Source organism: Arthrobacter sp. Y3221048 (assembly GCF_059092685.1).
Map to the genome: position 1 here is coordinate 96224 of NZ_JBNHHX010000004.1, position 24114 is coordinate 120337.

21 protein-coding genes, 1 tRNA gene and 1 other RNA gene are annotated in these 24114 nt (G+C 65.7%); 14 read left to right on the forward strand and 9 right to left on the reverse strand.

The annotated features are described in order from the left end of the window. Nucleotides 1–4: 4 nt before the first annotated feature. Nucleotides 5–396, reverse strand: an RNA gene (gene rnpB / locus AC5RVS_RS12980) — RNase P RNA component class A. Between the two features lie 128 nt (nucleotides 397–524). Between rnpB and AC5RVS_RS12985 the strand changes: the two genes are divergently transcribed. Both AC5RVS_RS12985 and AC5RVS_RS12990 read left to right on the forward strand, forming a co-directional pair. After that, nucleotides 525–1289, forward strand: coding sequence for a YaaA family protein (locus AC5RVS_RS12985; RefSeq protein ID WP_494108447.1), 765 nt, complete (start codon nucleotides 525–527; stop codon nucleotides 1287–1289). A gap of 148 nt (nucleotides 1290–1437) precedes the next feature. Then, a complete protein-coding gene (locus tag AC5RVS_RS12990; RefSeq protein ID WP_494108448.1) occupies nucleotides 1438–3201 on the forward strand; it encodes a hypothetical protein in 1764 nt (587 codons plus the stop codon). A 338-nt stretch (nucleotides 3202–3539) separates the two neighbouring features. On the opposite strand, the gene AC5RVS_RS12995 is transcribed toward AC5RVS_RS12990, so the two are convergent. Then, a complete protein-coding gene (locus AC5RVS_RS12995; protein ID WP_494108449.1) occupies nucleotides 3540–4280 on the reverse strand; it encodes a zinc ribbon domain-containing protein in 741 nt (246 codons plus the stop codon). 74 nt (nucleotides 4281–4354) lie between these two features. Further along, entirely contained in the window at nucleotides 4355–5344 is a 990-nt protein-coding gene (locus AC5RVS_RS13000) for a Nif3-like dinuclear metal center hexameric protein (RefSeq protein ID WP_493986993.1), read from the reverse strand. Between the two features lie 97 nt (nucleotides 5345–5441). Between AC5RVS_RS13000 and msrA the strand changes: the two genes are divergently transcribed. The 7 genes from msrA (at nucleotide 5442) to AC5RVS_RS13035 (ending at nucleotide 12122) form a co-directional block, all read left to right on the forward strand. Further along, nucleotides 5442–5966 carry a peptide-methionine (S)-S-oxide reductase MsrA gene (gene msrA / locus AC5RVS_RS13005; RefSeq protein ID WP_493986992.1) on the forward strand — a complete coding sequence of 175 codons (525 nt, stop codon included), beginning with the start codon at nucleotides 5442–5444 and terminating at the stop codon, nucleotides 5964–5966. Nucleotides 5967–6050: 84 nt separating this feature from the next. Further along, entirely contained in the window at nucleotides 6051–6986 is a 936-nt protein-coding gene (cysK, locus tag AC5RVS_RS13010) for a cysteine synthase A (protein ID WP_493986991.1), read from the forward strand. A gap of 46 nt (nucleotides 6987–7032) precedes the next feature. Then, the gene (gene epsC, locus AC5RVS_RS13015; RefSeq protein ID WP_493986990.1) at nucleotides 7033–7620 is read left to right on the forward strand and encodes a serine O-acetyltransferase EpsC; all 588 of its coding nucleotides are present in this window, start codon (nucleotides 7033–7035) and stop codon (nucleotides 7618–7620) included. A 47-nt stretch (nucleotides 7621–7667) separates the two neighbouring features. Then, nucleotides 7668–8654 (forward strand): diaminopimelate dehydrogenase, encoded by a 987-nt coding sequence (locus AC5RVS_RS13020; RefSeq protein WP_494108450.1) that lies wholly within the window; start codon nucleotides 7668–7670, stop codon nucleotides 8652–8654. A gap of 251 nt (nucleotides 8655–8905) precedes the next feature. Further along, entirely contained in the window at nucleotides 8906–10228 is a 1323-nt protein-coding gene (locus tag AC5RVS_RS13025; RefSeq protein ID WP_494108451.1) for a hypothetical protein, read from the forward strand. A 282-nt stretch (nucleotides 10229–10510) separates the two neighbouring features. Then, the gene (locus tag AC5RVS_RS13030) at nucleotides 10511–11419 is read left to right on the forward strand and encodes a sunset domain-containing protein (RefSeq protein ID WP_494108452.1); all 909 of its coding nucleotides are present in this window, start codon (nucleotides 10511–10513) and stop codon (nucleotides 11417–11419) included. A 178-nt stretch (nucleotides 11420–11597) separates the two neighbouring features. Beyond that, entirely contained in the window at nucleotides 11598–12122 is a 525-nt protein-coding gene (locus tag AC5RVS_RS13035; RefSeq protein ID WP_494108453.1) for a DUF1360 domain-containing protein, read from the forward strand. 125 nt (nucleotides 12123–12247) lie between these two features. On the opposite strand, the gene gnd is transcribed toward AC5RVS_RS13035, so the two are convergent. The 6 genes from gnd to AC5RVS_RS13065 form a co-directional block, all read right to left on the reverse strand. Further along, a complete protein-coding gene (gene gnd / locus AC5RVS_RS13040) occupies nucleotides 12248–13684 on the reverse strand; it encodes an NADP-dependent phosphogluconate dehydrogenase (RefSeq protein WP_494108454.1) in 1437 nt (478 codons plus the stop codon). Between the two features lie 124 nt (nucleotides 13685–13808). Then, nucleotides 13809–13991: a hypothetical protein gene (locus AC5RVS_RS13045; RefSeq protein WP_494108455.1), complete on the reverse strand. Its 183-nt coding sequence runs from the start codon at nucleotides 13989–13991 to the stop codon at nucleotides 13809–13811. 1022 nt (nucleotides 13992–15013) lie between these two features. Continuing rightward, nucleotides 15014–15086, reverse strand: a tRNA-Val gene (locus tag AC5RVS_RS13050). Nucleotides 15087–15281: 195 nt separating this feature from the next. Next, entirely contained in the window at nucleotides 15282–16115 is an 834-nt protein-coding gene (locus tag AC5RVS_RS13055) for an NAD-dependent protein deacetylase (RefSeq protein WP_494108456.1), read from the reverse strand. A gap of 6 nt (nucleotides 16116–16121) precedes the next feature. Continuing rightward, nucleotides 16122–16586, reverse strand: a complete 465-nt coding sequence (locus tag AC5RVS_RS13060) for a peroxiredoxin (protein ID WP_494108457.1) — start codon at nucleotides 16584–16586, stop codon at nucleotides 16122–16124. Further along, nucleotides 16583–17005 carry a DUF3052 domain-containing protein gene (locus AC5RVS_RS13065; RefSeq protein WP_493986977.1) on the reverse strand — a complete coding sequence of 141 codons (423 nt, stop codon included), beginning with the start codon at nucleotides 17003–17005 and terminating at the stop codon, nucleotides 16583–16585. Before AC5RVS_RS13065 ends, AC5RVS_RS13060 begins: the two co-directional genes overlap by 4 nt. 384 nt (nucleotides 17006–17389) lie before the next feature. Between AC5RVS_RS13065 and aceE the strand changes: the two genes are divergently transcribed. The 5 genes from aceE to AC5RVS_RS13090 all read left to right on the forward strand — a co-directional run bounded on the left by aceE (nucleotide 17390) and on the right by AC5RVS_RS13090 (nucleotide 24072). After that, on the forward strand, nucleotides 17390–20131 hold the full coding sequence (gene aceE, locus AC5RVS_RS13070) for a pyruvate dehydrogenase (acetyl-transferring), homodimeric type (protein WP_493986976.1): 2742 nt from the start codon (nucleotides 17390–17392) through the stop codon (nucleotides 20129–20131). 127 nt (nucleotides 20132–20258) lie between these two features. Then, nucleotides 20259–21590: a PucR family transcriptional regulator gene (locus AC5RVS_RS13075; RefSeq protein WP_494108458.1), complete on the forward strand. Its 1332-nt coding sequence runs from the start codon at nucleotides 20259–20261 to the stop codon at nucleotides 21588–21590. Between the two features lie 95 nt (nucleotides 21591–21685). Continuing rightward, the gene (locus AC5RVS_RS13080; protein ID WP_494108459.1) at nucleotides 21686–22651 is read left to right on the forward strand and encodes an ACP S-malonyltransferase; all 966 of its coding nucleotides are present in this window, start codon (nucleotides 21686–21688) and stop codon (nucleotides 22649–22651) included. Beyond that, complete coding sequence (locus tag AC5RVS_RS13085) at nucleotides 22648–23715, forward strand: beta-ketoacyl-ACP synthase III (protein WP_493986973.1); 1068 nt, start codon at nucleotides 22648–22650, stop codon at nucleotides 23713–23715. Before AC5RVS_RS13080 ends, AC5RVS_RS13085 begins: the two co-directional genes overlap by 4 nt. A 111-nt stretch (nucleotides 23716–23826) precedes the next feature. Then, nucleotides 23827–24072, forward strand: a complete 246-nt coding sequence (locus AC5RVS_RS13090) for an acyl carrier protein (protein WP_136786952.1) — start codon at nucleotides 23827–23829, stop codon at nucleotides 24070–24072. Nucleotides 24073–24114 lie beyond the last annotated feature (42 nt).

A 24114-nucleotide genomic window follows, 5' to 3' on the forward strand; every position in this document is an offset into this window, starting at 1 on the left:
GAAAGGGACGGGTTGGCCTATGAGCCGGGTTCTGTCACCTGCGGCAGTTGCCCGCCGCCGGGTGGCGATCATCCATCTAGGAGCACCGTTGCCGGTACCCTCAAGCGGCCTACCCGGACACTCGGGCGAGCAGCCCTCGATCGTGCCCTGTCTGACCTTGCTCCGGGTGGGGTTTACCTAGCCGTCCCGGTCGCCCGGGGCGCTGGTGGTCTCTTACACCGCCGTTTCACCCTTACCAGGTCCTGCCGAAGCAGTCCTGGCGGTCTGTTTTCTGTGGCACTTGCCTGCGGGTTTCCCCGAGTGGGCGTTACCCACCACCCTGCCCTGTGGAGCCCGGACTTTCCTCGGCGGACTCATCCTCGCGGACCAGCCCGACGCGATCGCCCAGCCAACCCGTCCCGCCTTCAGGATACGGCCTGCTCCCCCGTCACCCGTAATCTCCCCGCTTCTGCCGCTTCCCTTCAGGGACGACGGCGGCGGGGCGCCTTTCGTTCGGCCGCGACGCCCGACGGTAGGCTCTTACGGTGCTGATTCTTGTTCCGCCTTCCGAAGGGAAGACCGCTGCCGTCAAGGGACACCCGTTCGACCTGCAGGAACTGCAGTTTCCGGAGCTGAACCCGGCCCGCGAGGAAGTGCTGACCGCTCTGGCCCGCGTCAGCCGGAGCCCGGAGGCTCTCGCCCGTCTGGGCGTCGGAGCCTCGTTGGCCGCCGAGGTGGAACGCAACACCCGGTTGCACGACGAACCCTCCGCCCCGGCGCACACTGTCTACTCCGGTGTGCTCTACGACGCCCTCGGCTACCAATCCATGACCGCGGCACAGAAGCACAAGGCGGACACCGCCGTCGTCGTCATCTCAGCGCTGTGGGGCGCGATCGGTTTTGCAGACAACATCCCGGCCTACCGGCTGTCCATGTCCGTGGGCTTGCCGGAAACCGGGAAGCTTGCCTCCTATTGGAAGAAGCGGCTCCCCCAGGCGCTGGACACCCATGTGGAGGGCCACCTGGTGGTGGACTGCCGCTCAAGCACCTACGCCGCCGCTTGGACTCCTGACCCTGCCCGGACGGTAGTGGTCAACGTTTTCCAAGAGCGGAACGGCAAACGCACCGTGGTCTCGCACTTCGCCAAGCACACCCGTGGCGAACTCGCCCGCCACTTGGTGACCAGGCGCGGCAAGGCGCCCGCGACGCCGGCTGCACTGTTGAAGGCAGCACAGGAAGTCTGGGAGGCTGAACTTGTCGAAGGCACGGCCCGCAAGGCGCACGCGCTGAATATCACTCTGGCCGCCTAGGAATGCGGACCCGGCCCGGCCCTGAAGTACTGGCCCCACCGCCGGGGTTCGATGCCGGTGTCGCCGATAGTTTGCCCCACGTTCACCCAGGCCACGTAGATTCGGTCAGTCCGAGAACGTGAAGCATTGATGGAGGCGTTGGGGTCGCATGTCCGAACGGGAACTAGATTTTGTCCACGGCGGCGTGCTGGTCCAGTACAAGCGGCGCGCGGCGAAGCTGGACCGGCGCCACCTGATTGTCATGTTCGCCGGGGTGGGTGCGCTCGACAGCTACGAGTTTGACGGCCGGGCCTCACAGGACAGTCAGGCACACTGGCTGTGGATCAAGGACAAGTTCGATGGGCAGCACGCATACTACCTGTGCCGGAACATGGACTTTTCCATTGAGCAGGCAGTGGTCGCGTTGATCGATGCAGAGCTGGAGCGGCTGGGGCTGAGCCGGAATGAATGCACGCTGGCGGGTTTTTCCAAGGGCGGGTTTGCTGCGCTGTATCTGGGAATCAAATACGACTTCGGCAATATCCTCGCGAGCGCCCCCCAGATGTACGTCGGCACCCATACGCGCGCCAACCGGCCAAAGATCTTCGCGCACATGACCGGCGGCGGCGGGCAGGCCGAGATGCAGAAGCTGGACCGGCTGCTGCCCGACGCGGTGGCTGCCGATGTACAGACGGAGAGGAACATCTATGTGCTCAGCTCCCCGCAGGACCAGTTCCACCTGGCGCAGATTGTGCCCGCGCTGCCGCTGTTCGCCAAGTACGCGAACTTCAACTTCATCGAGACAGATTCGGATCTGGTGAACGAGCACACGGATGTGACGCGCTATAACGTACCGCTGATTTTGGCCACGCTCTATGCACTCGCAGAAAACGCGCCGCCGCGCTACGGCACGGTGCGCAACGGGAACCGGCTGGAACCGCAGCTGCGCGCGGACCTGCTGTTGCGGCAGCGGGAGGCGGGCGACGTCGTCGCCAACTTCAGCGGCGCGCGGCTGGCCGGATCGGTGTTCTTTCCGGAGGGCGTGGGGTTCCTGCGCGGGCATGCCACCGGTCAGTGGACGGATCTGGCCAGCACGCTGGTGCTCGCGGGGGAAGACTCCCGACACGAGTTCGCCCTGGGTGGGAACGAGGATGCGGGCATCTCCTTCAGCTACTTCCAACAGGCCTATTGCGATTACCGACTGGCTAGGTTTTCCTCGCGCAAGCACCGGGGCATTGATCTGGGTGGGCTGCCGTCGGGGACGTACGAGGTGTGGCTGCGGCTGGCGGTCCCTGGCCGTGAGGCGGAGCTGCCGCTGGCCTCGGGCACACCGCTGGCGGCCGAATCGCAACTGGACGGGCGGCTGTACCGCTTCCGGACGCGGCCCGGCGGCGCCGTGCTGGATGTACGGCCCGTGCTCGGTACCGCCCCGGCACAGGCGTACTTCCGGCTGCGCACCAGCTGGGCGCGCGGGCCTAGGGTGCATCTGGACGGGGACTACGCCGTGCGTGGTGTGGAAATCCCCCACAATGAAACCGCCCGCTACTACCTGGTGCTGCACGGGCCCGCCGGCACCCACGCCTTCCCCCTGGCCGCAGGGGGCTTCCGCGGGAACGCGGACGTCTTCGGCGACGCGCTCAGCGATTACTCCGGGGCCCACTTCGGCACCCCCAAGGGCACCGGCGTCGACATCTCGGCGCTGCTGCCGGGAACGTACGAAGTCGCCGTCAGCCTCAGCAGCGCCGGCGGGCTTTACACCCTCCCGGCCGGCAAAACCGTACAGATCCGGGCCGCCGACGCCGCCGGCACCACCGCCACGATGCACGACACCGTACCCGGACCGGCGTCGTTCCGGAGCGGGATTGTCCGCCTCGCGCCGCCGGCGCTCAGGCGGAAGATCAAGCGGAGGCTGTCCCGCCTGATCGTGCGCTGACTAGCCCGGCCCACGCCTTTACCCGCAGCGCCCTGATCGCTACATTGGGCGTTTGCTCGAACGCGTGCGATCCATCGGTGACATGGGGCAAAGGCACTGCTGGCGACAGTACTGGAGGCACCGTGTCCTCGCTTCAGCACCCCATCCGGCGCCCTGCAATAGGGTGATGCAACCCTAAACAAAAAGTGCCCGACCGTCCCTGAGTCGTGCGGGACCGCCGTCAGCTTTCTTGCGAAGGACGTCCCGGCCTGCGCATCGTTTACCCTCAGGATTTCCCCGCCGGAACCGCTCTATGCTGTGGGAGCTGGCCTCTGGAACGAGTGGAGCGTTGCCAGTGGCTAGCTGCCCCACTCCTCCGAGCGGATCAGGATGCAGCCGGAGTCGGGGCAGAAGACGATGTCGTCCGGTGCGGCCTTGCGGATGTCGGCCAGGTCGCCGGGGCTGAGCTGCATGCCGGAGCCCTCCGACTTGCCGTGGAACAGCCGGGCGGCGCCGATGCCCCGATGCGCAAGGGTCTTTTCGTAGACGGCCAGCAGGGACGCCTCGAAGCTGCCCGCCACCTCCTGGCGTTCCGCGGCGGCAGCGGCACGGTCGCTTTCGATGCCGGCGAGCTCTTCGTCGCGGGCACGCTCCAGGCCGGACAGCTCTTCGCGCAGCTGGTCGTTGGCCTGCTGGTGTTCGGCCTGCCGGGTGCGGAGCCCCTCGAGGCGCTCCATCACTTCCAGCTCCACGTCTTCCAGGTCGCTGCGGCGCTTATTCAGCGACACCAGTTCGTGCTGCAGCGCGGTCAGGTCCTTGGGCGAACCCGCTCCGCCGTCCAGGCGTTTCTGGTCGCGTTCGATCCGCGACTGGACGGTTTCGACGTCGCCTTCGGCGCGCTTCAGTTCGCGTTCGGTGTCCGCTATCTCCGTGTTGAGGGCGACTAGCGACGAGTCGGCGGCGGCTAGCTTCTCCACCAGCGCGTCGATGTCGGCGTTCTTGGCGGTGGCTGCAGCGCGGCGGCTCAGTTGCGTGAGCTTGCCGTCCAGTGCCTGCAGGTCGAGCAGCCTCAGTTGCTCGGAAGCCGGTGCCTTCGCCATGTACGTCCTTTCAAAACGCTGCGGAACCGCTGCGGTTCAGCCTCGTCCTAGCCTACAGTCCGGACGGAGGGCTGCTACCCCGGCGTCAGGACGAAATCCCAGGGATCGGTGTTGGTGACGCTGACCTTGACCTCCACCGTGTAGCCCTGGTCCGCCAGGACATTGTCCAGCGCCACGGATGCGGGCGTCAGCCACAGCCATTCGCTGCCGAAATGCGAGACGTCGATGAGGTATGGCCGGCCGTCCACGGCTCCTTCGCGTGCTTCGGACGCTGGGTGGTGGCGCAGGTCGGCCGTGACATAAACGTCCGCCCGCGAGGCCCGGACCTGGTCGAACAGCGAGTCCCCTGCACCGCCGCACACGGCCACGCTGCGGATGATCCCGTTGCGGTCGCCGGCCACCTTCACTCCCCCGGCGACGGCGGGCAGGATGCTGAACACCTGTTCGGCGAACTCGCCCAGTGTTTTGGCTTCGGCCAGCTCCCCCACCCGTCCGATGCCTTCTTCCGGCAAACCGTTGTCCGCGGGTGACAGCGGCCGCACGTCCTGCAGCCCGAGCGCATCGGCCAGCACGTCCGAGACGCCGCCGACGGCGCTGTCCGCGTTGGTGTGAACCGTGACCAAGGCGCAGCCGCTTTCGATCAGCCGGTGCACGGCGTCTCCCTTGAAGCTGGTGGTTGCGACCGAATTGACCGGCTTCAGCAGCAGCGGGTGGTGCGTGAGCAGCAGGTCGGCACCCCACTCGATGGCCTCGGCGATCACGTCGGTTGTCGGGTCCACGGCGAACATGATCTTCTGCACTTCGGCCGAGGGCCTGCCGACGACGGGGCCCACAGCGTCCCATGGCTCGGCCAGCGATTCGGGCCAGAGCTCCTCGATGGCCAGCAGCACATCGCCCAGGACTGGCGTCTTCGGCCGCGCTTCGTCCTGCACGGAGGTTTCGGTTCCCTCGGAGGCTTCGGTTCCTGCGGGGACTTGGGTTTTTTCGCCTTCGGTTCCCGCGGGGGCTTTGGTGCCTTCGGGGGCTTCGGCATCCCCGGTGCGGAGCTGTTCGTCGTCGACCATGAATCCTTTTCTACCCCATCCGCGGTGGTCCGCCCACCAGCCACCGCCCACGTTCGCCGCCCGGGAACATTCGAGGGGTCCGTGACATTGTTAAGCCATGAAGACTTTTGTGCTTGGCGGTGGGTGCTTTTGGTGCCTGGACGCGGTCTACAACAGGACGCGCGGTGTCACGGAGGTGGTTTCCGGCTACACCGGCGGCCACCTGAAGAATCCCTCCTACGAGGCGGTCTGCTCCGGAACGACCGGGCACGCAGAGGTGGTCGCCGTGACGTTCGACGAAACGGTGGTGCCCGAAGACGTCATCCTGGGAATGTTCTTCGCCTCACACAACCCCACCACCCTGAACCGCCAGGGCTACGACGTCGGGACGCAGTACCGCTCGTCGATGTTCTACGTCGACGACGAACAGAAGCAGACTTTCGAAGCCGCCATCGAGCGCGCGCAGGCGGACTGGCAGGACCCCATCGTGACCGAGGTTGTGCGGCTGCCCGAGTTCTACCCGGCGGAGGACTATCACCAGAACTTCTACGCCAAGCATCCCGACGCCGGCTACTGCCAGGTGATCATCAATCCCAAGCTGGCCAAGGCCCGAAAATATTACGCCGAATGGCTCACCGCTTAGCTCACCGCTCGCCGCGCTGACTAGTGTGGAAGAAGTTTTGTTACTCCCATCTGTAACGGCCCAACGGCCAGAAGGCAGGAAAACATGGCTCCGATTTACGACGACGTCACCCAGGTTGTGGGGCGCACCCCGCTGGTGCGCCTGAACCGGCTCACCGAGGGCCTGGAGGCCCAAATCGCCGTGAAGCTGGAGTTCTACAATCCGGCCAACTCGGTCAAGGACAGGATTGGCGTGGCCATCGTCGACGCCGCCGAAAAGGCCGGTGCGCTGAAGCCGGGCGGGACCATCGTGGAGGGCACATCCGGCAACACCGGCATCGCGCTAGCCATGGTCGGTGCGGCCCGCGGCTACAAGGTGATCCTGACCATGCCGGAGACCATGTCCACCGAGCGGCGCGTCATGCTGCGCGCCTTCGGTGCCGAAATCGTGCTGACCCCCGGTTCCGAGGGCATGCGCGGCGCGGTCGAAAAGGCCAAGGAGATCGTGGCCAACACCGAGAACTCCATCTGGGCCCAGCAGTTCGCCAATGAGGCCAACCCGCTGATCCACCGCACCACCACCGGCGAGGAAATCTGGGCCGACACCGACGGCCAGGTCGACATCCTGGTGGCCGGCATCGGCACCGGCGGCACCATCACCGGCGCCGGCGGCCTGCTGAAGGAGCGCAAGCCCGGCGTCCAGATCATCGCCGTCGAGCCGGAAGACTCCCCCATCCTCACCGGCGGCAATCCTGGCCCACACAAGATCCAGGGCCTGGGCGCCAACTTCGTGCCGGAGGTACTGAACACCAGCGTTTACGACGAGGTGCTGGACGCGCCGACGTCGGCGTCCGTCGCCGTTGCCCGCGATCTGGGCATCAAGGAAGGCATCCTCGGCGGCATCTCCTCGGGCGCGGCCGTGTGGGCGGCGCTGGAAGTGGCGAAGCGTCCGGAGAACGCCGGTAAGCTGATCGTGGCCGTGGTGCCCGACTTCGGTGAGCGCTACATTTCCACGATCCTGTACGACGACATCCGCGGCTAACCAGCTTCCTTGCCGCCGAGCGGCGATGTCCGATCAGAAAGAGCACATGGGTTTCCTAGCGCGACTGCGTGAAGACCTCGAGGCCGCCCGGTCGCACGACCCGGCGGCCCGGGGCCGCGTGGAGAATTTCCTGGCCTACTCCGGGCTGCACGCCATCTGGATCCACCGGCTGACACACAGGATGTGGGCCAACCCGTCGCTGCGGCTGCCGGCCCGGCTGATCTCGCAGGCGGGACGCTTCCTGACCGGCATCGAGATCCATCCCGGCGCGACCATCGGCCGCCGGTTCTTCATTGACCACGGCATGGGCGTGGTGATCGGCGAGACCGCCGAAATCGGCGAAGACGTGATGCTCTACCACGGCGTCACGCTCGGCGGCCGCTCGCTGGACAAGGTCAAGCGCCACCCCACCATCGGCGATCGGGTGGTCATCGGTGCCGGCGCCAAAGTGCTCGGTCCCGTGGTCATCGGTGCTGACAGCGCCGTGGGCGCCAACGCCGTTGTGGTCAAGGACGCTCCGCCGGAATCGATCATCACGGGCATCCCGGCCACCTTCCGCCACCGCGATCCACAGCGCGAAACCAAACCCGCCGTAGACCCGGCCGAATACATCGACCCGGCGATGTGGATCTAACGTCCACTGCTGCCTGATAAACGTTGAACCTGACGAGAGGACAAGCCGTGGGCGAATCGATCCGCATCGGCATAGCCGGCTACGGAAACCTGGGCCGCGGCGTGGAGGCCGCGGTGGCCAAAAACCCCGACATGGAACTGGCCGGGGTCTTCACCCGCCGGTCCCCCTCAGACCTTGCCACCCTGCGCAAGGAGACTGCCGTGTTTGTCATGGACGAGCTCCCCGCCCACGAAGACAGCATCGACGTGCTGATCCTGTGCGGCGGTTCCAAGGAGGACCTCCCGCAGCAGGGACCGGTCATGGCGGCCCGCTTCAACACGGTGGACAGTTTCGACACGCACGCCCGCATCCCGGAATACTTCGACGCCGTTAACGTGCCGGCGCGTGCCTCCAGCAAGACGGCGCTGATTTCCGCCGGGTGGGACCCCGGCATGTTTTCCATCAACCGGGTTTATGGCGAAGCCCTCCTGCCCGACGGCGACACCTACACCTTCTGGGGCCGCGGACTGAGCCAGGGGCACTCCGACGCCGTCCGCCGGGTACCCGGTGTCGCAGCCGGCGTGCAGTACACCTCCCCATCGGAAGCCGCCATCGAGCAGGTGCGCGACGGCAGCCGTCCGCAACTGGAGACGCGGCAGAAGCACACCCGTGAATGCTTCGTCGTGCTTGCCGACGGCGCCGACGCCGACGCAGTCCGCGAGGCCATCGTGACCATGCCGCACTACTTTGACCAGTACGATACCGAGGTCCATTTCATCTCGGCCGAAGAACTGGCCCGCGACCACAGCGCCATGCCGCACGGCGGGATGACCATCCGCAGCGGCAACACCAGCGCCGAACACGCTCAGGTCATCGAATACGGACTCACGCTGGAGAGCAACCCGGAGTTCACGGCCAGCGTCCTGGTGGCCTACGCCCGGGCCGTGCACCGCCTGCACCAGCAGGGCCGGTTCGGCGCCGTGACCGTCTTCGACGTTCCACCCGGACTACTCTCGCCCAAATCGGCGGCCGAACTGCGAGCCGAACTGCTGTAGAACTCGTCGCGGTCGGCCGGTTTGCTCGACCACCCCTAAGAGGCCTCTCTGCATGGCGCAGAGGGGCCTCTCGCCATCTGTCTAGGTTTCTCGCGCCCCGATGACGCCGTTGACTGCTTATGCCTAATGATTAGGTATTATTCGGATAACTCCTCAACTTGACGAGGAGCTTTCTCTTCCGTCTGCTCTGTTTTCATTCCTGTTGGGGGAAATTCTTGAAAAGGCTACTTCAGCGCGCCGTTACAGTTTCAATGGCCGCTCTTTTATTCACTGCACCGATAGCACTCGCTCCAGCTCAGGCGAACCCAGTCACCGTTACCGTCACTTCAACGACAGCGGTCTCCACGGCAGTCGCGAAGGCAACGATCACGGGTTCTCCAAAGTCCTCAACCGTGGCCAGCGGCAAAACCCATAGCTTCAAAGTCAAGGCCGTCGGCAGCAAACTCAGGTATCAATGGCAGGTCAAGAAACCTAAGTCCAATAACTGGGTCAAAGCCACCGGCTCTTCTGCAAAAACCCACACTCTCATGGTCAAGGCCACGACTAGCCTTAATGGCGCACAGTACCGCGTCCTCGTCTCCAACTCTCGCTCGACAATCACTTCGAGGAGCGCCACGCTCACCGTTGTCACCTCACCTAGGATCACGACTCAGCCCAAGAATGTGACCACTCCTGCCCAATCGAAGGTAACCCTTTCGGTCAAAGCGAGCGGCGGAGCCATGTCATACCAGTGGCAGCGTAAGGCAGGATCTAAATGGGCGAACATTTCCACGGGCACCAAGTCAACCCACTCCTTCACAGCTCCCTCCGGGCAGTCAGTAAATGAGTACCGGGCCATAGCGGGCAACAAGGCCGGAAAAGCGACTTCCAACAGCGTGAAGGTCACGACCGTCGTCAAACCGACGGTGAAGATCCCGCGTTCAATTCAGACCACCACGGGGAAATCCGTCACTATCAAGAGCCAAGCCACGGGTGGGTCCCTGTCCTACGCATGGGAACATGAGGTCGAAGGAGCCGACGGCAGGGTCTCTTGGAAGAGGATTTTGGGAGCAACAAGCGCGAACTACACATTTACCGCACGGTCGAAGAACGAACTGGATACCTACCGAGTCGTAGTCACGAACAAAGCCGGGAAAGCCACGTCAGCTGAAACGGTGCTGTTTGTGCGATCAACGAGGCAAGACCCCTTCGCTATCGACAAGATATTCACCTTGCCTGACTGGACGGTGCTGTTCTTCGAACCACGTCAATACCCGAGCAACACAGAGTCTGGAAAAGTGGACCTCTATGTAGAACTGCTCCTGGGTAACAGCAGCGATTCCATCTTGGACCCCGCCGACTGGATCGTCGTGGAATACATCGGGGGCGACGGGAACATCTACAACGACTCCGGGTACACGGTAGAAGATTCCTACCTCGATATGGGGCCACTGCTTCCCGCGGAAGTAGACGTAGAATCCTCCATCGGTTACGGAGTCGTGTTTGCCGATGTCCCGGCCGCTGCAGTCAAGGGCGGAGTCTGGCGCATCACGGATTCGTACGACGGGTCCGTTGAGTACGTCAAGGGATTCTAGAGAAATATCAATCACTATCCCCGTGATGAAGAATCCATAACCAGAACCCTTCAGGAACGGTATTCCTCAAACACGGCTCATTCGAGATGGGTTGTTGCGATTCTGCAACAACCCATCTCTCCTTCTCCCCGCCGCAGAGCGTCCAGATCCCATGCAATCGGCTGCAGGACAGCGTCTGGTGGGCGACGACGCTGGGCAATATTGGCCGATGCCTGAGCATTTTGCTCGTACGATAACCTGTAATCATTTTGGTTCCGGCTCCGTCCGGGAAAGTTGGGGAAATTGAAACTCGCACCTTATGTGCGTGGCGCCGCTGTGTTCGCAGCCGCTGCCTCGCTCCTTCTAAGCTGCGTCACTGCCGCAACCGCGGCTCCGGTCCAGGCCGTTACAGCGGTGACTGGTACCGCCGTTCAGGCGACGGTCTCGACGCCTGCGCCCGAGACGAGCGTGGCGATCAAAAATATCGGCAGCCCGGTTGCCCCGGTCAACGGCACTGCCACGGTGAAGCCCACAGTTGCTGCCACCGGCTGGGTCGCCGTTACAGCCAAGACCATCACGGTCAAGCAAAGCAACAAGACTGTGCTCAAGAACAAGAAGAGCGCGAAGCTCAAGGCCGGAACCTACTCGGTGGCCACAACCGTGAAGTACAAGACTTACACAGAAGTGGACGGCCAGCGCGTCTACTCGAAGCTCAAGACGACGTCGAAGACACAAAAGCTCGTGGTCCGCACTGCAGTGGCGCTGAAGACCATTGCGGGCAAGAAGGCTCCTTATAACGGCACGGCGAGCATCAAGCCGAATGTTTCGTCTGCCAAGGGCGTGAAAGTCGTGCCCAAGACGCTGACGGTGAAAGCCGGCAGTAAGACCGTAGCCAAGAACAAGAAGTCGGTATCCTTGCGGGCCGGCAAGTACAAAGTAACCACTACCGTTGAGTACCGGTTGCCGTCGTCGACCAACACGCGCACTGCCACGAAGGGCCAGTGGCTGACTATCAAGGCCGGCGCGAAGCCCAGCAGTGTTGCCGGAACGGGCAGCTGGAACTGCCCGTCGGGCTACCCGATCAAGGGCAACGCCAGCTCTGGGATCTATCACGTGCCGGGCGGGGCATTCTACAACCGCACGAATCCGGAAGAGTGCTTCGCTAGCCAGGGCGCAGCCATTGCTGCCGGCTACCGCGCTTCAAAGCGATAGCAGGACGGAATCCTGAAAAATCGGCCCCTCCTCAAGTATCCGAGGAGGGGCCGATTTCCGCTTAACCACGCGGATTTCGCCCGTCGATTATGCGGTTCCACGAGCGTCCCGCCCTGTTGCGAGGCCCGGGGCATCGATAAACTCGCCCCAGGCACCAGCCCGGGAAGGCAAGCAACACATGTATCAGGAAAACGCTCAGAGATTACGGGCCCTGCTGCGGCGCGAGAAGGATGAATACACCCACGGAGAGCACCGGCCGCTGGGCTCATTCCTGTTGCTGATGGGCGTCCACGGCGCAGGACTGGCCTTGGGGACAGCCGCCGTTCGCCGCTCCCGCCGTACCCTGCCGGAAGCACCCCGGTGGAGCGACCTGGCGCTGATCGCCATTGCCACGCACAAGCTCTCCCGCCTGCTGACCAAGGCCCCGGTCACCAGCCCGCTGCGGGCCCCCTTCACTACCTTCGAAGGGCAAAGCGGAGCAGCCGAACTGGCCGAAGACGTACGCGGCACCGGGCCACGGAAAGCCATCGGCGAACTACTCACGTGCCCGTTCTGCCTGGGCCAATGGGTGGCCAGCGGCTTCATCTTCGGCCTGCTACTGGCTCCGAAACCAACCCGCTGGACCGCCGCCCTGTTCAGCGCCGAATTCGGGGCCGACCTCCTCCAGTTCTTCTACTCGAAGGTGCAGAAGTCGGCGGCATGATCTCCGACGAATCGCTCCGGGCCTCCTGAGTCCCGAACGAAAGCGGGATAAGCCGCCGGAGCCCCCAACCTCAAAAATCGGTTGGGGGCTCCGGGAATTCCTCAAGCGGCTGTCCGCCGTCCGGATCAGTGCGTGTCGACGGCGGAGACCTCGGACTTGTCTCCGCTCCACAGGGTGTGGAAGGTGCCTTCGGCGTCCGTCCGGCCGTAGGTGTGGGCGCCGAAGAGGTCGCGCAGGCCCTGGGTCAGGGCGGCGGGCAGGCGCTTGCGGCGCAGCCCGTCGTAGTAGGCCAGCGAGGATGCGAACACCGGTACCGGGATGCCCAGTTGGACGGCGGTGGCCACCACGCGGCGCCAGGCGGGGACTGCCGCGCCGATCGCTTCGGCGAAGGCCGGGGCGAAGAGCAGGTTTTCCGGCTTTGAGTCGCCGGCGTAGGCCTTCATGATGTCGTCCAGCAGTTCTGCGCGGATGATGCAGCCGGCGCGCCATAGCGAGGCGATCTCGTCCAGCTTCAGGTCCCAGCCGTACTCGCCCGCTGCGGAACCGAGCATGTCGATGCCCTGCGCGTAGCTGACCAGCTTGGAGGCGAAGAGCGCCTGGCGGACGTCCTCGACGAAGCTCTGCGGGACCTTGACGTCCTCTTCGTGCCCTGACAGCACGTCCTGGGCGATCGCCCGCTGGCCGCGCTGCGAGGAAAGACCGCGCGCGAAAACGGACTCGGCGATGCCGGAGACCGGCGATCCCAGTTCCAGCGCGGAGACAACGGTCCAGCGGCCGGTGCCCTTCTGTCCGGCCGAGTCCACCACGACGTCGACGAACGGCTTGCCGGTCTTGGCGTCGGTGTGGGCGAGCACCTCGGCGGTGATCTCGATGAGGAAGGACGACAGTTCGGTCTTGTTCCACGCGGTGAAGATCTCGGCCTGTTGCTGCGGTTCCAGGCCGGCACCGGTGCGCAGCAGGTCGTAGGCCTCGCCGATTACCTGCATGTCCGCGTATTCGATGCCGTTGTGCACCATCTTTACGAAGTGGCCCGCGCCATCGGTGCCCACCCAGCTGCAGCAGGGTTCGCCGTCGTACTTGGCTGAGATCTTTTCCAGCATGGGGCCGAGTGAGTCGTAGGACTGGCGGGAGCCGCCGGGCATGATGGACGGGCCCAGGAGTGCGCCTTCCTCGCCGCCGGAGACGCCGATGCCCACGAAGTGCAGTCCCTTCTCCGCCAGGGCGGCCTCCCGGCGCCGGGTGTCCTCGTAGTGCGAGTTGCCGGCATCGATGACGATGTCGCCCGCCTCCAGCAACGGCACCAGTTGCTCGATGACCGAATCGACCGGCTTGCCGGCCTTGACCATGATGAGCACGCGGCGGGGCTTCTGCAGGTTGTCCACCAACTCCTGCAGCGACTCGGTGCGGATGAAATCCCCCTCGTCGCCGTGGGCGGACAGCAGGGCGTCCGTCTTTTCCACCGAGCGGTTGTGCAGGGCGACCGTGTAGCCGTTGCGGGCGAAGTTCCGTGCCAGGTTGGCGCCCATGACGGCCAGACCTGTCACACCGATGTGTGCGCTCATTGAGTCTCCATGTGTGCGGTCCCCGCGGTCAGGGACGTCAGCGTACAGCCCGAGGGCCGAGGTTCCTCATCAAGCCTAATCCCGACCGGCGGCACCGGCTAAGCGCGCGGACGTTAGCTATGACTCATTCACCGGCGGCAGCCGAGGGGCGGAAGCGCAGCCAGGCGTCGATTGCGTCATCGTCCGCGTCGTCCTCGCCGGGAAAACCCACGCCGGGGGTGGCGTCCGCGCCGGGATCCGGGCGGGGAGTCAAGACACTAGGCGTTGCCGCGATCAGGTCGATTTCATCCAGGTCCCGCCGGGGCATCCAGCCAGCGTCCTGTGCCGACCACGGCCGGCGGTGCGTGCCGCAGCAGGCACAACGCTGCGCCGAGACGGTGCGCACAGGGATGAAACTGCGGCCTGCACTCCGGCAGAACTTCTCCATTGTTGCCCCTAACGCAAACCAGCATGATCGGTACAGCGTTGCAGACCGGAGGCCGGTTGTGGAGAGTATGCAAGCGCCGTTGCTTAACCGTTATGGCATGACGCAGCGGCTGCTTTGTCTTGGCATAAGATCGGCGCAATTGGGGCCCGACAGCACCGTTCGAAGGGGCGTGGATGGTAGGGCTGTGCGCCGCATTTTGGTCCGGATTAGCTGATAATGAGAGACACGTTTAACAGATCAATCATGGTGGTTGAGAAATGCCCACGGGTCATGGCAAACTGTGGCTTGGCGGTGGCATTGAACGCCCGGGAGCCCCCATCTCCTGGTTGCTGCACCGCCTATCCCCTGGCAGTTCCGTTGATCCCCCATCTAACGGCTGCCCCGAAAGGCACTGTCCCTCACGGGACAGTGCCTTTCCCTTTTGGAGCTGTGAACCGCCTGCAACAGCAACTCCGGGTACGAGGATCTGCGCGACCGACCGCTGGCTGGCGGTTCTTTCCGGCTATGCCGGGGAGACCTCATGGAAGCGGGACAGGACAACCTGCCTAATGCGGGGCGCGCGTGGAAAACACGCCTATTTGGTCTCGCCTGGAGTCGCGGGAACGGGGTCCGACGCCGGCGGGTGCTGCACGCGGACGGATACTTCATCGGGCATCCCATGGTTCTGAGGAACAGCCCCGCCCATCCCCCAACAGCGGGCGGGGCCGTTTACCTCATCCATCCGGCTCTGACTGCCCCCATGCAGCGGTCACCGGGAGCCCCACGTTACACCGGCAGTCCCCTGCTAAATCCCAAGATTCGCTCAGGAATCGGAGGCTGCGGGTCGGCGCATCCGGGGTGGCCTGGGAACGAAAATACCCCGCGCTTTCAGACGAATTGCCTGACAGAGCGGGGTTGGCCCGTGGGTCCTACCGGGATCGAACCGATGACATCCACGGTGTAAACGTGGCGCTCTACCAGCTGAGCTAAAGACCCGTTGTAATGTCGAAAGCGGGACCGCGGAGCGTTATCCGCCGCAACATCACGAGGATTTACTCTACCGGATAACCCGGCGTGAACGCCAACCAAATTGGCGTGCGGATAAACACGATGCAACCTGTAACCTGAGACTCCCCTCAGTCGGAACGGTCGGCGCCCGGAAGGGCACACTGCAGTCCCTTTGGCCGCGTCTCAGGCCAGCTTAGGGAGGCGGCCCGGCAACTCCGCCGCCAGGTGGCCGAGAGCTTCGGAGACGCCCGTTTCCAGCTTCAGGTCGGCCAATGCGTCGCCACGGGTGGCGCCTCGGTTGATGATCACCACGGGTTTGCCCTGTTTGGAGGCGTGCCGGACGAACCGCAGGCCGCTCATCACGCTCAGCGAGGACCCGGCGACCAGCAGCGCCTCGCCGTCGTCCACCATGGCGTAGGCCGCCGCCACCCGGTCCTTGGGGACATTCTCGCCGAAGTAGACGAAGTCCGGCTTGAGCATGCCGCCGCAGACCAGGCAGTCGGCCACGACGAAGCGGGTGGTGTCGGCGACCTCGGCGTCGGCGTCGGGAGCGACGTCGCCGGCATCTCCGGTGGCGGCGTAGGCGGGGTTGAGTTCCTCGAGCCGCACCGCCAGCGAGGAGCGGCTGGTCACATCCCCGCAGTTCAGGCAAATCACCCGGTCGAAACGCCCATGCAGGTCGATGACGTTCACGCTGCCGGCGTCCTCATGCAGCCGGTCCACGTTTTGCGTGATCAGGCCGCTGAGCAGGCCGTTCTCCTCCATCGCTGCCAGCGCGTAGTGGCCGGGATTGGGCGCGGCGTGGTGCATGTGCCGCCAGCCGATGTGGTTGCGCGCCCAGTAGCGGCGGCGCAGGTCCTCGTCGCCCACGAACTGCTGGTACGTCATCGGAGTGCGCGGAATGGAGGTGGGGCCACGGTAGTCCGGGATGCCGGAATCGGTGCTGAGGCCCGCGCCGGTCAACACGGCCAGACGGCGTCCAGCCAGGATCTCGAGCGCCGGCCGCAGCAACTCCATGGCTGGTTAGAGCTCTTTCAGCACGCGGTGGTATTCCTGGATGTCGCGAGCCTGGCTGCGCGGATTGCGGATCACGTGCCGCAGGGTCCCCTCGGCGTCGATGATGAAGGTGCCGCGCAGCGCCATGCCGGAGTCGTCGTCGAACACGCCGTAGGCCTTGGCGACGTCGCCGTGCGGCCAGAAGTCGGCCAGCAGGTCGAACTCGTAGCCCTCCTGCTCCGCGAACGCCCGCAGGGCGAACTTATGGTCAACCGAGACGGCCAGGACGCGGGCGTTCTCGCTGCGGAAAAGGCCCAGGTCGTCGCGCAGCTCGCACAGCTCGCCGGTGCAGATGCCGGAGAACGCGAACGGGTAGAACACCAGCACGACGTTCTCACCGCGCAGGGCGGAGAGCCGGATGGGTTCGCCGAACTGGTTGGCCAGCTCGAAATCGGGTGCGGGCAGCCCTGTCCGGGGTGCGTCCGCGGTCACTTGTTGGTCCGCTTGCTGACCAGTCGGGTGGCAGCCCAATCGCCGGATACTCCGGCGGACGTGGTCACGTGCAGGCCGGCAGTCGGCGCCGCTTCCTGGACGTCGGCCGGCGGCACGTAGCCGTCCCGGCCGGACTTCGGCGTCAGCACCCAGACCACTCCGCCCGGCCCGAGGGTTGTCTGCGTGTCGACCAGCGCGTCCACCAGGTCGCCGTCGCCGTCGCGCCACCACAGGATCACCGCGTCCACCACGTCGTGGTCGTCCTCGGTAAGCAGTTCGGAGCCGGTGAGGTCCTCGATGTCGTCACGCAGATCGAAGTCCACGTCCTCGTCATAGCCGAATTCCTGGATCAGGTCCCCGTCTTTGAAACCCAAATTGCCTGCCACATTCTCTACCGCGGCGGCTTCGGCCTCGCCCACTGTGCTCCTCCTGTATGGAACGTATTTGATTCGCCCCACCGATGAGGATGGGCGTGTTGCTAGTTACAAGCCAACACCCTAATCGCCGTCGCTTCAAGCCACCCGCAAGACGCTGCGGTTTTTTGCCGCGCCGCGCCGCCTCTTACGCCTCTTCTTAAGGGACGACGGCGTGCGCCTGCCGGGAACGACGGCGGTGGGGCTTCCCGGGGTGACGGCGGCGCGGCCTCCGCCGTCGTCGTAACAACTGGCACGGGCGGCTCCGGCTGCGTTGTAATGCCCTGAACAGTTAGAGTGGCACTGAAGAATATCTCCCGGCCGGACCATGCGCCGGGTCGCTATGCCACGTAAGGCGCAGACACAATCTGCACGTATGAGAGGTTGGACGTGAGCGCAGGAGAAGATACCTCGCACATCCTGAGCGGGCTGACAAGCCAGCTGTCGGATCGCGATCCCGAAGAAACCGCCGAATGGATTGAGTCCTTCGACGGTCTGGTGGAGAGCCAGGGCACCGAACGGGCCCAGTTTATTGTCCGCTCCATCCTGCAGCGTGCGGGTGCGCAGAGCGTCGGCGTGCCGATGGTGACCACCACGGACTACGTGAACACCATTCCGGTCGACCAGGAGCCGGAGTTCCCGGGCGACGAGGAGATCGAGCGCCGCTACCGCGCATGGATGCGCTGGAACGCCGCCATGTTGGTGCACCGGGCCCAGCGCCCGGACATCGGCGTGGGCGGACACATCTCCACGTACGCCGGCGCAGCAACTCTCTATGAAGTGGGCTTCAACCATTTCTTCCGCGGCAAGGACCACCCCGGCGGCGGCGACCAGGTCTTCTTCCAGGGCCACGCCTCCCCCGGCATGTATGCGCGCGCCTTCCTCGAAGGCCGGCTGACCGAGGAGGACCTGGACGGTTTCCGGCAGGAGAAGTCCCGCGAAGGCCACGCCCTGCCCTCCTACCCGCACCCGCGCTCCATGCCCGAGTTCTGGGAATTCCCGACCGTTTCCATGGGCATCGGCCCGGCCAACGCCATCTACCAGGCGCAGCTGAACCGCTACCTGCAGAACCGCGGGATCAAGGACACCTCCGACCAGCATGTCTGGGCGTTCCTGGGCGACGGCGAGATGGACGAACCGGAGTCGCGCGGCTTCCTGCAGTTGGCAGCCAACGAGAAGCTGGACAACCTCACCTTCGTGATCAACTGCAACCTGCAGCGCCTCGACGGCCCAGTGCGCGGCAACGGCAAGATCATGCAGGAGCTCGAGGCCTTCTTCCGCGGCGCCGGCTGGCATGTCATCAAGGTGACCTGGGGCCGTGAGTGGGACGAACTGCTCGCCAAGGACCAGGACGGCGCGCTGGTGGACATCATGAACTCCACCCTCGACGGCGACTACCAGACCTACAAGGCCGAATCCGGCGGGTTCGTCCGCGAGCACTTCTTCGGCAAGACCCCGCAGACCAAGGAAATGGTCGCGGACATGACCGACGAGCAGATCTGGAACCTCAAGCGCGGCGGCCACGACTACCACAAGGTCTACGCCGCCTACCGCGCCGCGACCGAATTCAAGGGCAAGCCCACGGTGGTCCTCGCCCAGACGGTCAAGGGCTACGGTCTGGGCACGCACTTCGAGGGCCGCAACGCGACCCACCAGATGAAGAAGCTGACCCTGCAGGACCTGAAGGACTTCCGCGACCACCTGCGCATCCCGATCTCGGACGAGCAGCTCGAAGCCGATCCGTACCGGCCGCCGTACTACAGGCCGGGACCGGACACTCCGGAAATCAAGTACATGATGGAGCGCCGGGCAGCGCTCGGCGGCGCCGTGCCTGAACGCCGGACCGCGCACCAGCAGCTCCACCTGCCCGAGGACAAGGCCTACGAGGTCGCCAAGCGCGGCTCCGGGAAACAGCAGGCGGCCACCACCATGGCGTTCGTGCGCCTGCTGAAGGACCTGATGCGGGACAAGGAATTCGGCGCCCGCGTGGTCCCGATCATTCCGGACGAGGCGCGGACCTTCGGCATGGACTCGTTCTTCCCGACGGCGAAGATCTACAACCCCAAGGGCCAGAACTACCTCTCCGTGGACCGCGACCTGGTCCTGGCGTACAAGGAGTCCCCGCAGGGGCAGATCCTGCACACTGGCATCAACGAGTCCGGCTCCACCGCCGCCTTCACCGCCGTCGGCACCTCCTACGCCACCCATGGCGAGCCGTTGGTGCCGATCTACATCTTCTACTCGATGTTCGGCTTCCAGCGCACCGGCGACTTCTTCTGGGCCGCCGCCGACCAGATGGCCCGCGGCTTCGTGATCGGCGCGACCGCGGGACGGACCACCCTGACCGGCGAGGGCCTGCAGCACGCGGACGGACACTCCCCGGTCCTGGCTTCCACCAACCCGGCAGTCGTCACCTACGACCCGGCCTACGGGTACGAGATCGGGCACATCATCCGCGCCGGCCTGGACCGCATGTACGGCGGCAACCATCCGGATCCCAACGTGATGTACTACCTGACCGTGTACAACGAGCCGATCGTCCAGCCCGCCGAACCGGAGGAACTGGACGTCGAGGGCCTGGTGAAGGGCATCTACCTGCTGGCTCCGGCCAAGGTCGACGGGCCGCGCACCCAGCTGCTGGCCTCCGGCGTGGCCGTGCCCTGGGCGCTGGAAGCCCAGCAGCTGCTGGCCGATGACTGGGGCGTCTCCGCCGATGTCTGGTCGGTGACCAGCTGGAACGAGCTGCGCCGCGACGGCCTGGCCGCCGAGGAGGAGGCGTTCCTGAACCCCGGCTCCGAGCCGCGCAAGCCCTTTGTGGCCCAGCAGCTCGAAGGCGCGACCGGCCCGATCGTGGCGGTCAGCGACTACATGGCCGCCGTGCCGGACCAGATCCGGCAGTACCTGCCCAACGAGTTCGCGACCCTGGGCGCCGACGGCTTCGGGTTCTCCGACACCCGGGCCGCGGCCCGGCGCTTCTTCAAGATCGACAGCCACTCAATCGTGGTCCGGGCCCTGCAGATGCTGGCCCGCCGCGGCGAGATCGACCAGAATGTGCCCCGGGATGCGTTCGAGAAGTACCGCCTGATGGACGTCAACGCGGGCACCTCGGGCAACGCCGGCGGCGACTCCTAACCGCGGCAACCGCGCCACCAGACAGGCGGCGGACCTGGCCTTTTCCGGCCGGTCCGCCGCCTGTTTTAGTAGGAACCACACAAAAGACGGAATGGAGCTTGCCCGGGCAAGTGCGTATGCTCGTTGCATGCCCCACGCCCGGACCGAACCCGCCAAGACGGCTGCCCCACCGGGCACGACGGCCGCCAAGAAAACCACGGCACGGCAGGCGCCGCCGTCGACATCAGCCGCCGGCGGGGGCCGCCCCGGCGCCGGGCGGAAGGGCGACCGGGCGGCCACCGGCAACCCGGCAACGTTGGAACGGCTGCGGACCAAGATCGGCGCGCTGGCGACAGTGACCCTGAAGCGGCTGGATTCGGACCTGCCCTGGTACCGCGGCTTGCGGCCGGACGAACGCTCCGCGCTTGGCCTGGTGGCGCAGAAGGGCATCGCGTCCTTTGTGACGTGGTATGAACGCCCCACGTCCCCGGCCTGGGTGATGAACGATGTCTTCGGCACCGCCCCCACCGAGTTGACCCGTTCCATCAGCCTGCAACGCGCACTGCAGCTGATCCGCGTGGTGGTCGAAGCCGTGGAAGACGAAGTGCCGGACCTTGCCGGCGAAGGCGACGAGGCCCAGCTGCGCGAAGCGGTGCTGCGCTATTCGCGCGAGGTCGCCTTCGCCGCCGCGGACGTGTACGCCCGCGCCGCCGAGACCCGTGGCTCGTGGGACACCCGGCTAGAGGCGCTCGTCGTCGACGCGATCCTGCGCGGCGAAAGCTCCGACGCGCTGCGTTCCCGGATCGCCGCGGTCGGCTGGAAGACCACCGGCCCCATCACGGTGATGGTGGGCGGCTCCCCCGGTGAACCGGGCCCCAGCTTCGTGACCGAGCTGCGCCGCGCCAGTTCCCGCTACGCCGCGGACACGCTGGTGGGCATCCAGGGCGAACGGCTGATCCTGGTGCTGGGCGGCCTATCGGACCAGGACACCGCCTTCGTGCGGCTGGCCGAGCTCTTCGGGCCCGGGCCGGTGGTCTACGGCCCCGAAGCCCGCTCGCTGGTGGATGCCAGCACCTCGGCCCAGGCCGCCTTCGCCGGGCTCAACGCGGCCAGGGCCTGGCCGGCCGCGCCGCGGCCCGTGGCCGCCAACGACCTGTGGCCCGAACGGGTGATGTCCGGCGACGACGCCGCGCGCCGCGACCTCTACAAGTACATCTATGTGCCGCTGCTCAATGCCGGCAACGGGCTGGTCGAAACGCTTTCCAGCTACCTGTCCCTGGGTCATTCGCTGGAAGCCACGGCCCGGGAACTGTTCGTCCACGCCAACACGGTGCGCTACCGGCTGCGCCGGGTGTGCGACGTGACCGGCTGGGATCCGCTGCTGCCGCGGGAGGCCTTCGTGCTCCAGACCGCCCTCGGCGTCGGCCGCCTGGTGGCTCCCGCGCGGAGCCCGAAGGACCGCGCGCCGGCTCGGCAGTAGTTGCGCCACCTTGTAGACTTCCTACAAAGCGGTTCGGCGAGCTTCGTGTGCCGAAACACCGTGGAAACCGACTCCTCTTTGGAAAGCTTGAATACGTGCTTGCAATCGTCTGCCCGGGCCAGGGTTCCCAAACGCCCGGATTCCTCAATCCCTGGCTCGAGGTCCCCGGTGTGCCCGAACACCTCGGACTGCTCAGCGACATCGCCCAGCTGGACCTTCTCACGCACGGCACCGTGTCGGATGAGGAGACCATCAAGGACACCGCCGTCGCCCAGCCGCTGATCGTGGCCGCTGGCCTGCTGGCCGCCCGCGCCCTGACCGCCGATGAGCCCCTCGACCTGTCCACCGTCGTCGCCGGCCACTCGGTGGGTGAGATTACGGCGTCCGCCATTGCCGGCGCGCTGACCGAGAACGATGCGATGAACTTCGTGCGCGAGCGGGCCAACGCCATGGCGCGCGCCGCCGCGCAGACCCCGACCGGCATGAGTGCCGTGCTCGGCGGCGACCCGGACGAAGTGCTCGCCGCGATCGAAGCGGCCGGACTCACCGCGGCCAACGCCAACGGCGGCGGCCAGACGGTGGCCGCCGGCACGCTCGAGCAGCTGCAGGCGTTCGCCGCGAATCCGCCGGCCAAGGCGCGGGTGATCCCGCTGAAGGTCGCCGGAGCCTTCCACACCGAACACATGGCTCCCGCGGTCAGCGCCCTGGAGACCCTGCGTCCCCAGTTGAAGCCGGCCCTGCCGGCGCTGACCCTGCTCTCCAACTACGACGGCGAACCCGTCTTCGGCGGCGATGAGAACCTCGACAGCCTGATCGCCCAGGTTTCGCGTCCGGTGCGCTGGGACAAGTGCATGGAGAAGCTGGTGTCCGTCGGTGTCACCGGGCTGCTGGAACTGCCGCCGGCCGGCACCCTGGCCGGGCTGGCCAAACGCGGCATGAAGGGCGTGGCGACCATGGCCTTGAAGTCGCCGGAAGACCTGGAAGCAGCCCGGGCCTTCATCGCCGAGCACACCGAACAGACCCCCGTCATGAACAGCACGTCTGGAGAATCCGAGCAGTGAGCACACCCGTCATCCAGCAGACCCCGCTACGCGACTTCACGCGCATCCTCGGCATCGGAGCGTACCGTCCCGACGTCATCGTCACCAACGACGATGTCTGCCAGTGGATCGATTCCTCCGACGAATGGATCCGCCAGCGGACCGGGATCATCACCCGCCACCGGGCGGACGCCAAGACGTCCGTGCTGGACATGGCCGAAGGCGCCGCCAAGGAAGCGATGGCACAGGCAGGCATCACCGGCGACCAGCTCGGGGCCGTCCTAGTCTCCACCGTCTCCCATCCGTACGCCACGCCGTCGGCCGCCGCCGCCCTGGCCGATCGGATAGGCGCCACCCCGGCTCCCGCCTTCGACATTTCCGCTGCCTGTGCCGGCTACTGCTACGGCATCGCCCAGGCCGACGCCCTGGTGCGCTCGGGCACCGCCGACTACGTACTGGTGGTCGGGGCGGAAAAGCTCTCCGACGTCATCGACAACACCGAGCGGACCATGTCCTTCCTGCTGGGCGACGGCGCCGGCGCGGTCATCGTGGGCCCGTCCGATACGCCGGGCATCAGCAAGCCGGTCTGGGGCTCCGACGGCAGCAAGTGGGACACCATCAGCATGACCCACTCCCTCAACGACGTCCGCGAGCTCTCGCTGGCAGCGGAGGCCGCCGGCTCGCTGTCGGCCGTCTCGGACACGTTCGACGAGAAAGACAGCAAGCTCTGGCCGACGCTGCGCCAGGACGGTCCGTCCGTATTCCGCTGGGCGGTTTGGGAGATGGCCAAGGTAGCCAAGCAGGCGCTGGAGGCGGCCGGGCTGCAGCCGGAAGACCTCGCCGCGTTCGTGCCGCACCAGGCGAACATGCGCATCATCGACGAGATGGTCAAGCAGCTGAAGCTGCCCGAGAGCGTGGTCGTGGCCCGGGACATCGCCGAAGCCGGCAACACCTCGGCGGCGTCCATCCCCCTGGCCACGCACCGGCTGCTGCAGGAGAACCCCGCGCTCTCCGGCGGATTCGCCCTGCAGATCGGCTTCGGCGCCGGACTGGTGTTCGGCGCGCAGGTCATCGTCCTGCCGTAGACTGCCTTGCGGTAGTCGGGCCTCCCCCACATTCCAACCAGAACCAGGCCGCAGACCGCGGTTTGACACCCCGTCCGGACACCGTCCGGCAGCACAAGAAAAGGAGCCACCATGGCTAGCAACGAAGAAATCCTGGCCGGTCTGGCCGAGATCGTCAACGAAGAGACCGGTCTGGCCCCGGAGGCTGTCGAGCTGGACAAGTCCTTCACCGATGACCTGGACATTGATTCCATCTCGATGATGACCATCGTGGTCAACGCCGAGGAGAAGTTCGGCGTGCGCATCCCGGACGAAGAGGTCAAGAACCTCAAGACCGTCGGTGACGCCGTCAACTTCATCGTCAACGCCCAGGCTTAGTTCCGCGTCGCCCGGGCCTCCCGGGATCGGCGGCCGGCGGGT

Bases quoted from the DNA above. Each gene is read 5' to 3' on its own strand.
- AC5RVS_RS12990 (WP_494108448.1), top strand. From the start codon at position 1,438: ATGTCCGAACGGGAACTAGATTTTGTCCACGGCGGCGTGCTGGTCCAG.
- AC5RVS_RS12995 (WP_494108449.1), bottom strand. From the start codon at position 4,280: ATGGCGAAGGCACCGGCTTCCGAGCAACTGAGGCTGCTCGACCTGCAG.
- AC5RVS_RS13000 (WP_493986993.1), bottom strand. From the start codon at position 5,344: ATGGTCGACGACGAACAGCTCCGCACCGGGGATGCCGAAGCCCCCGAA.
- msrA (WP_493986992.1), top strand. From the start codon at position 5,442: ATGAAGACTTTTGTGCTTGGCGGTGGGTGCTTTTGGTGCCTGGACGCG.
- cysK (WP_493986991.1), top strand. From the start codon at position 6,051: ATGGCTCCGATTTACGACGACGTCACCCAGGTTGTGGGGCGCACCCCG.
- epsC (WP_493986990.1), top strand. From the start codon at position 7,033: ATGGGTTTCCTAGCGCGACTGCGTGAAGACCTCGAGGCCGCCCGGTCG.
- AC5RVS_RS13025 (WP_494108451.1), top strand. From the start codon at position 8,906: ATGGCCGCTCTTTTATTCACTGCACCGATAGCACTCGCTCCAGCTCAG.
- AC5RVS_RS13035 (WP_494108453.1), top strand. From the start codon at position 11,598: ATGTATCAGGAAAACGCTCAGAGATTACGGGCCCTGCTGCGGCGCGAG.
- gnd (WP_494108454.1), bottom strand. From the start codon at position 13,684: ATGAGCGCACACATCGGTGTGACAGGTCTGGCCGTCATGGGCGCCAAC.
- AC5RVS_RS13045 (WP_494108455.1), bottom strand. From the start codon at position 13,991: ATGCCCCGGCGGGACCTGGATGAAATCGACCTGATCGCGGCAACGCCT.
- AC5RVS_RS13055 (WP_494108456.1), bottom strand. From the start codon at position 16,115: ATGGAGTTGCTGCGGCCGGCGCTCGAGATCCTGGCTGGACGCCGTCTG.
- AC5RVS_RS13075 (WP_494108458.1), top strand. From the start codon at position 20,259: ATGCCCCACGCCCGGACCGAACCCGCCAAGACGGCTGCCCCACCGGGC.
- AC5RVS_RS13090 (WP_136786952.1), top strand. From the start codon at position 23,827: ATGGCTAGCAACGAAGAAATCCTGGCCGGTCTGGCCGAGATCGTCAAC.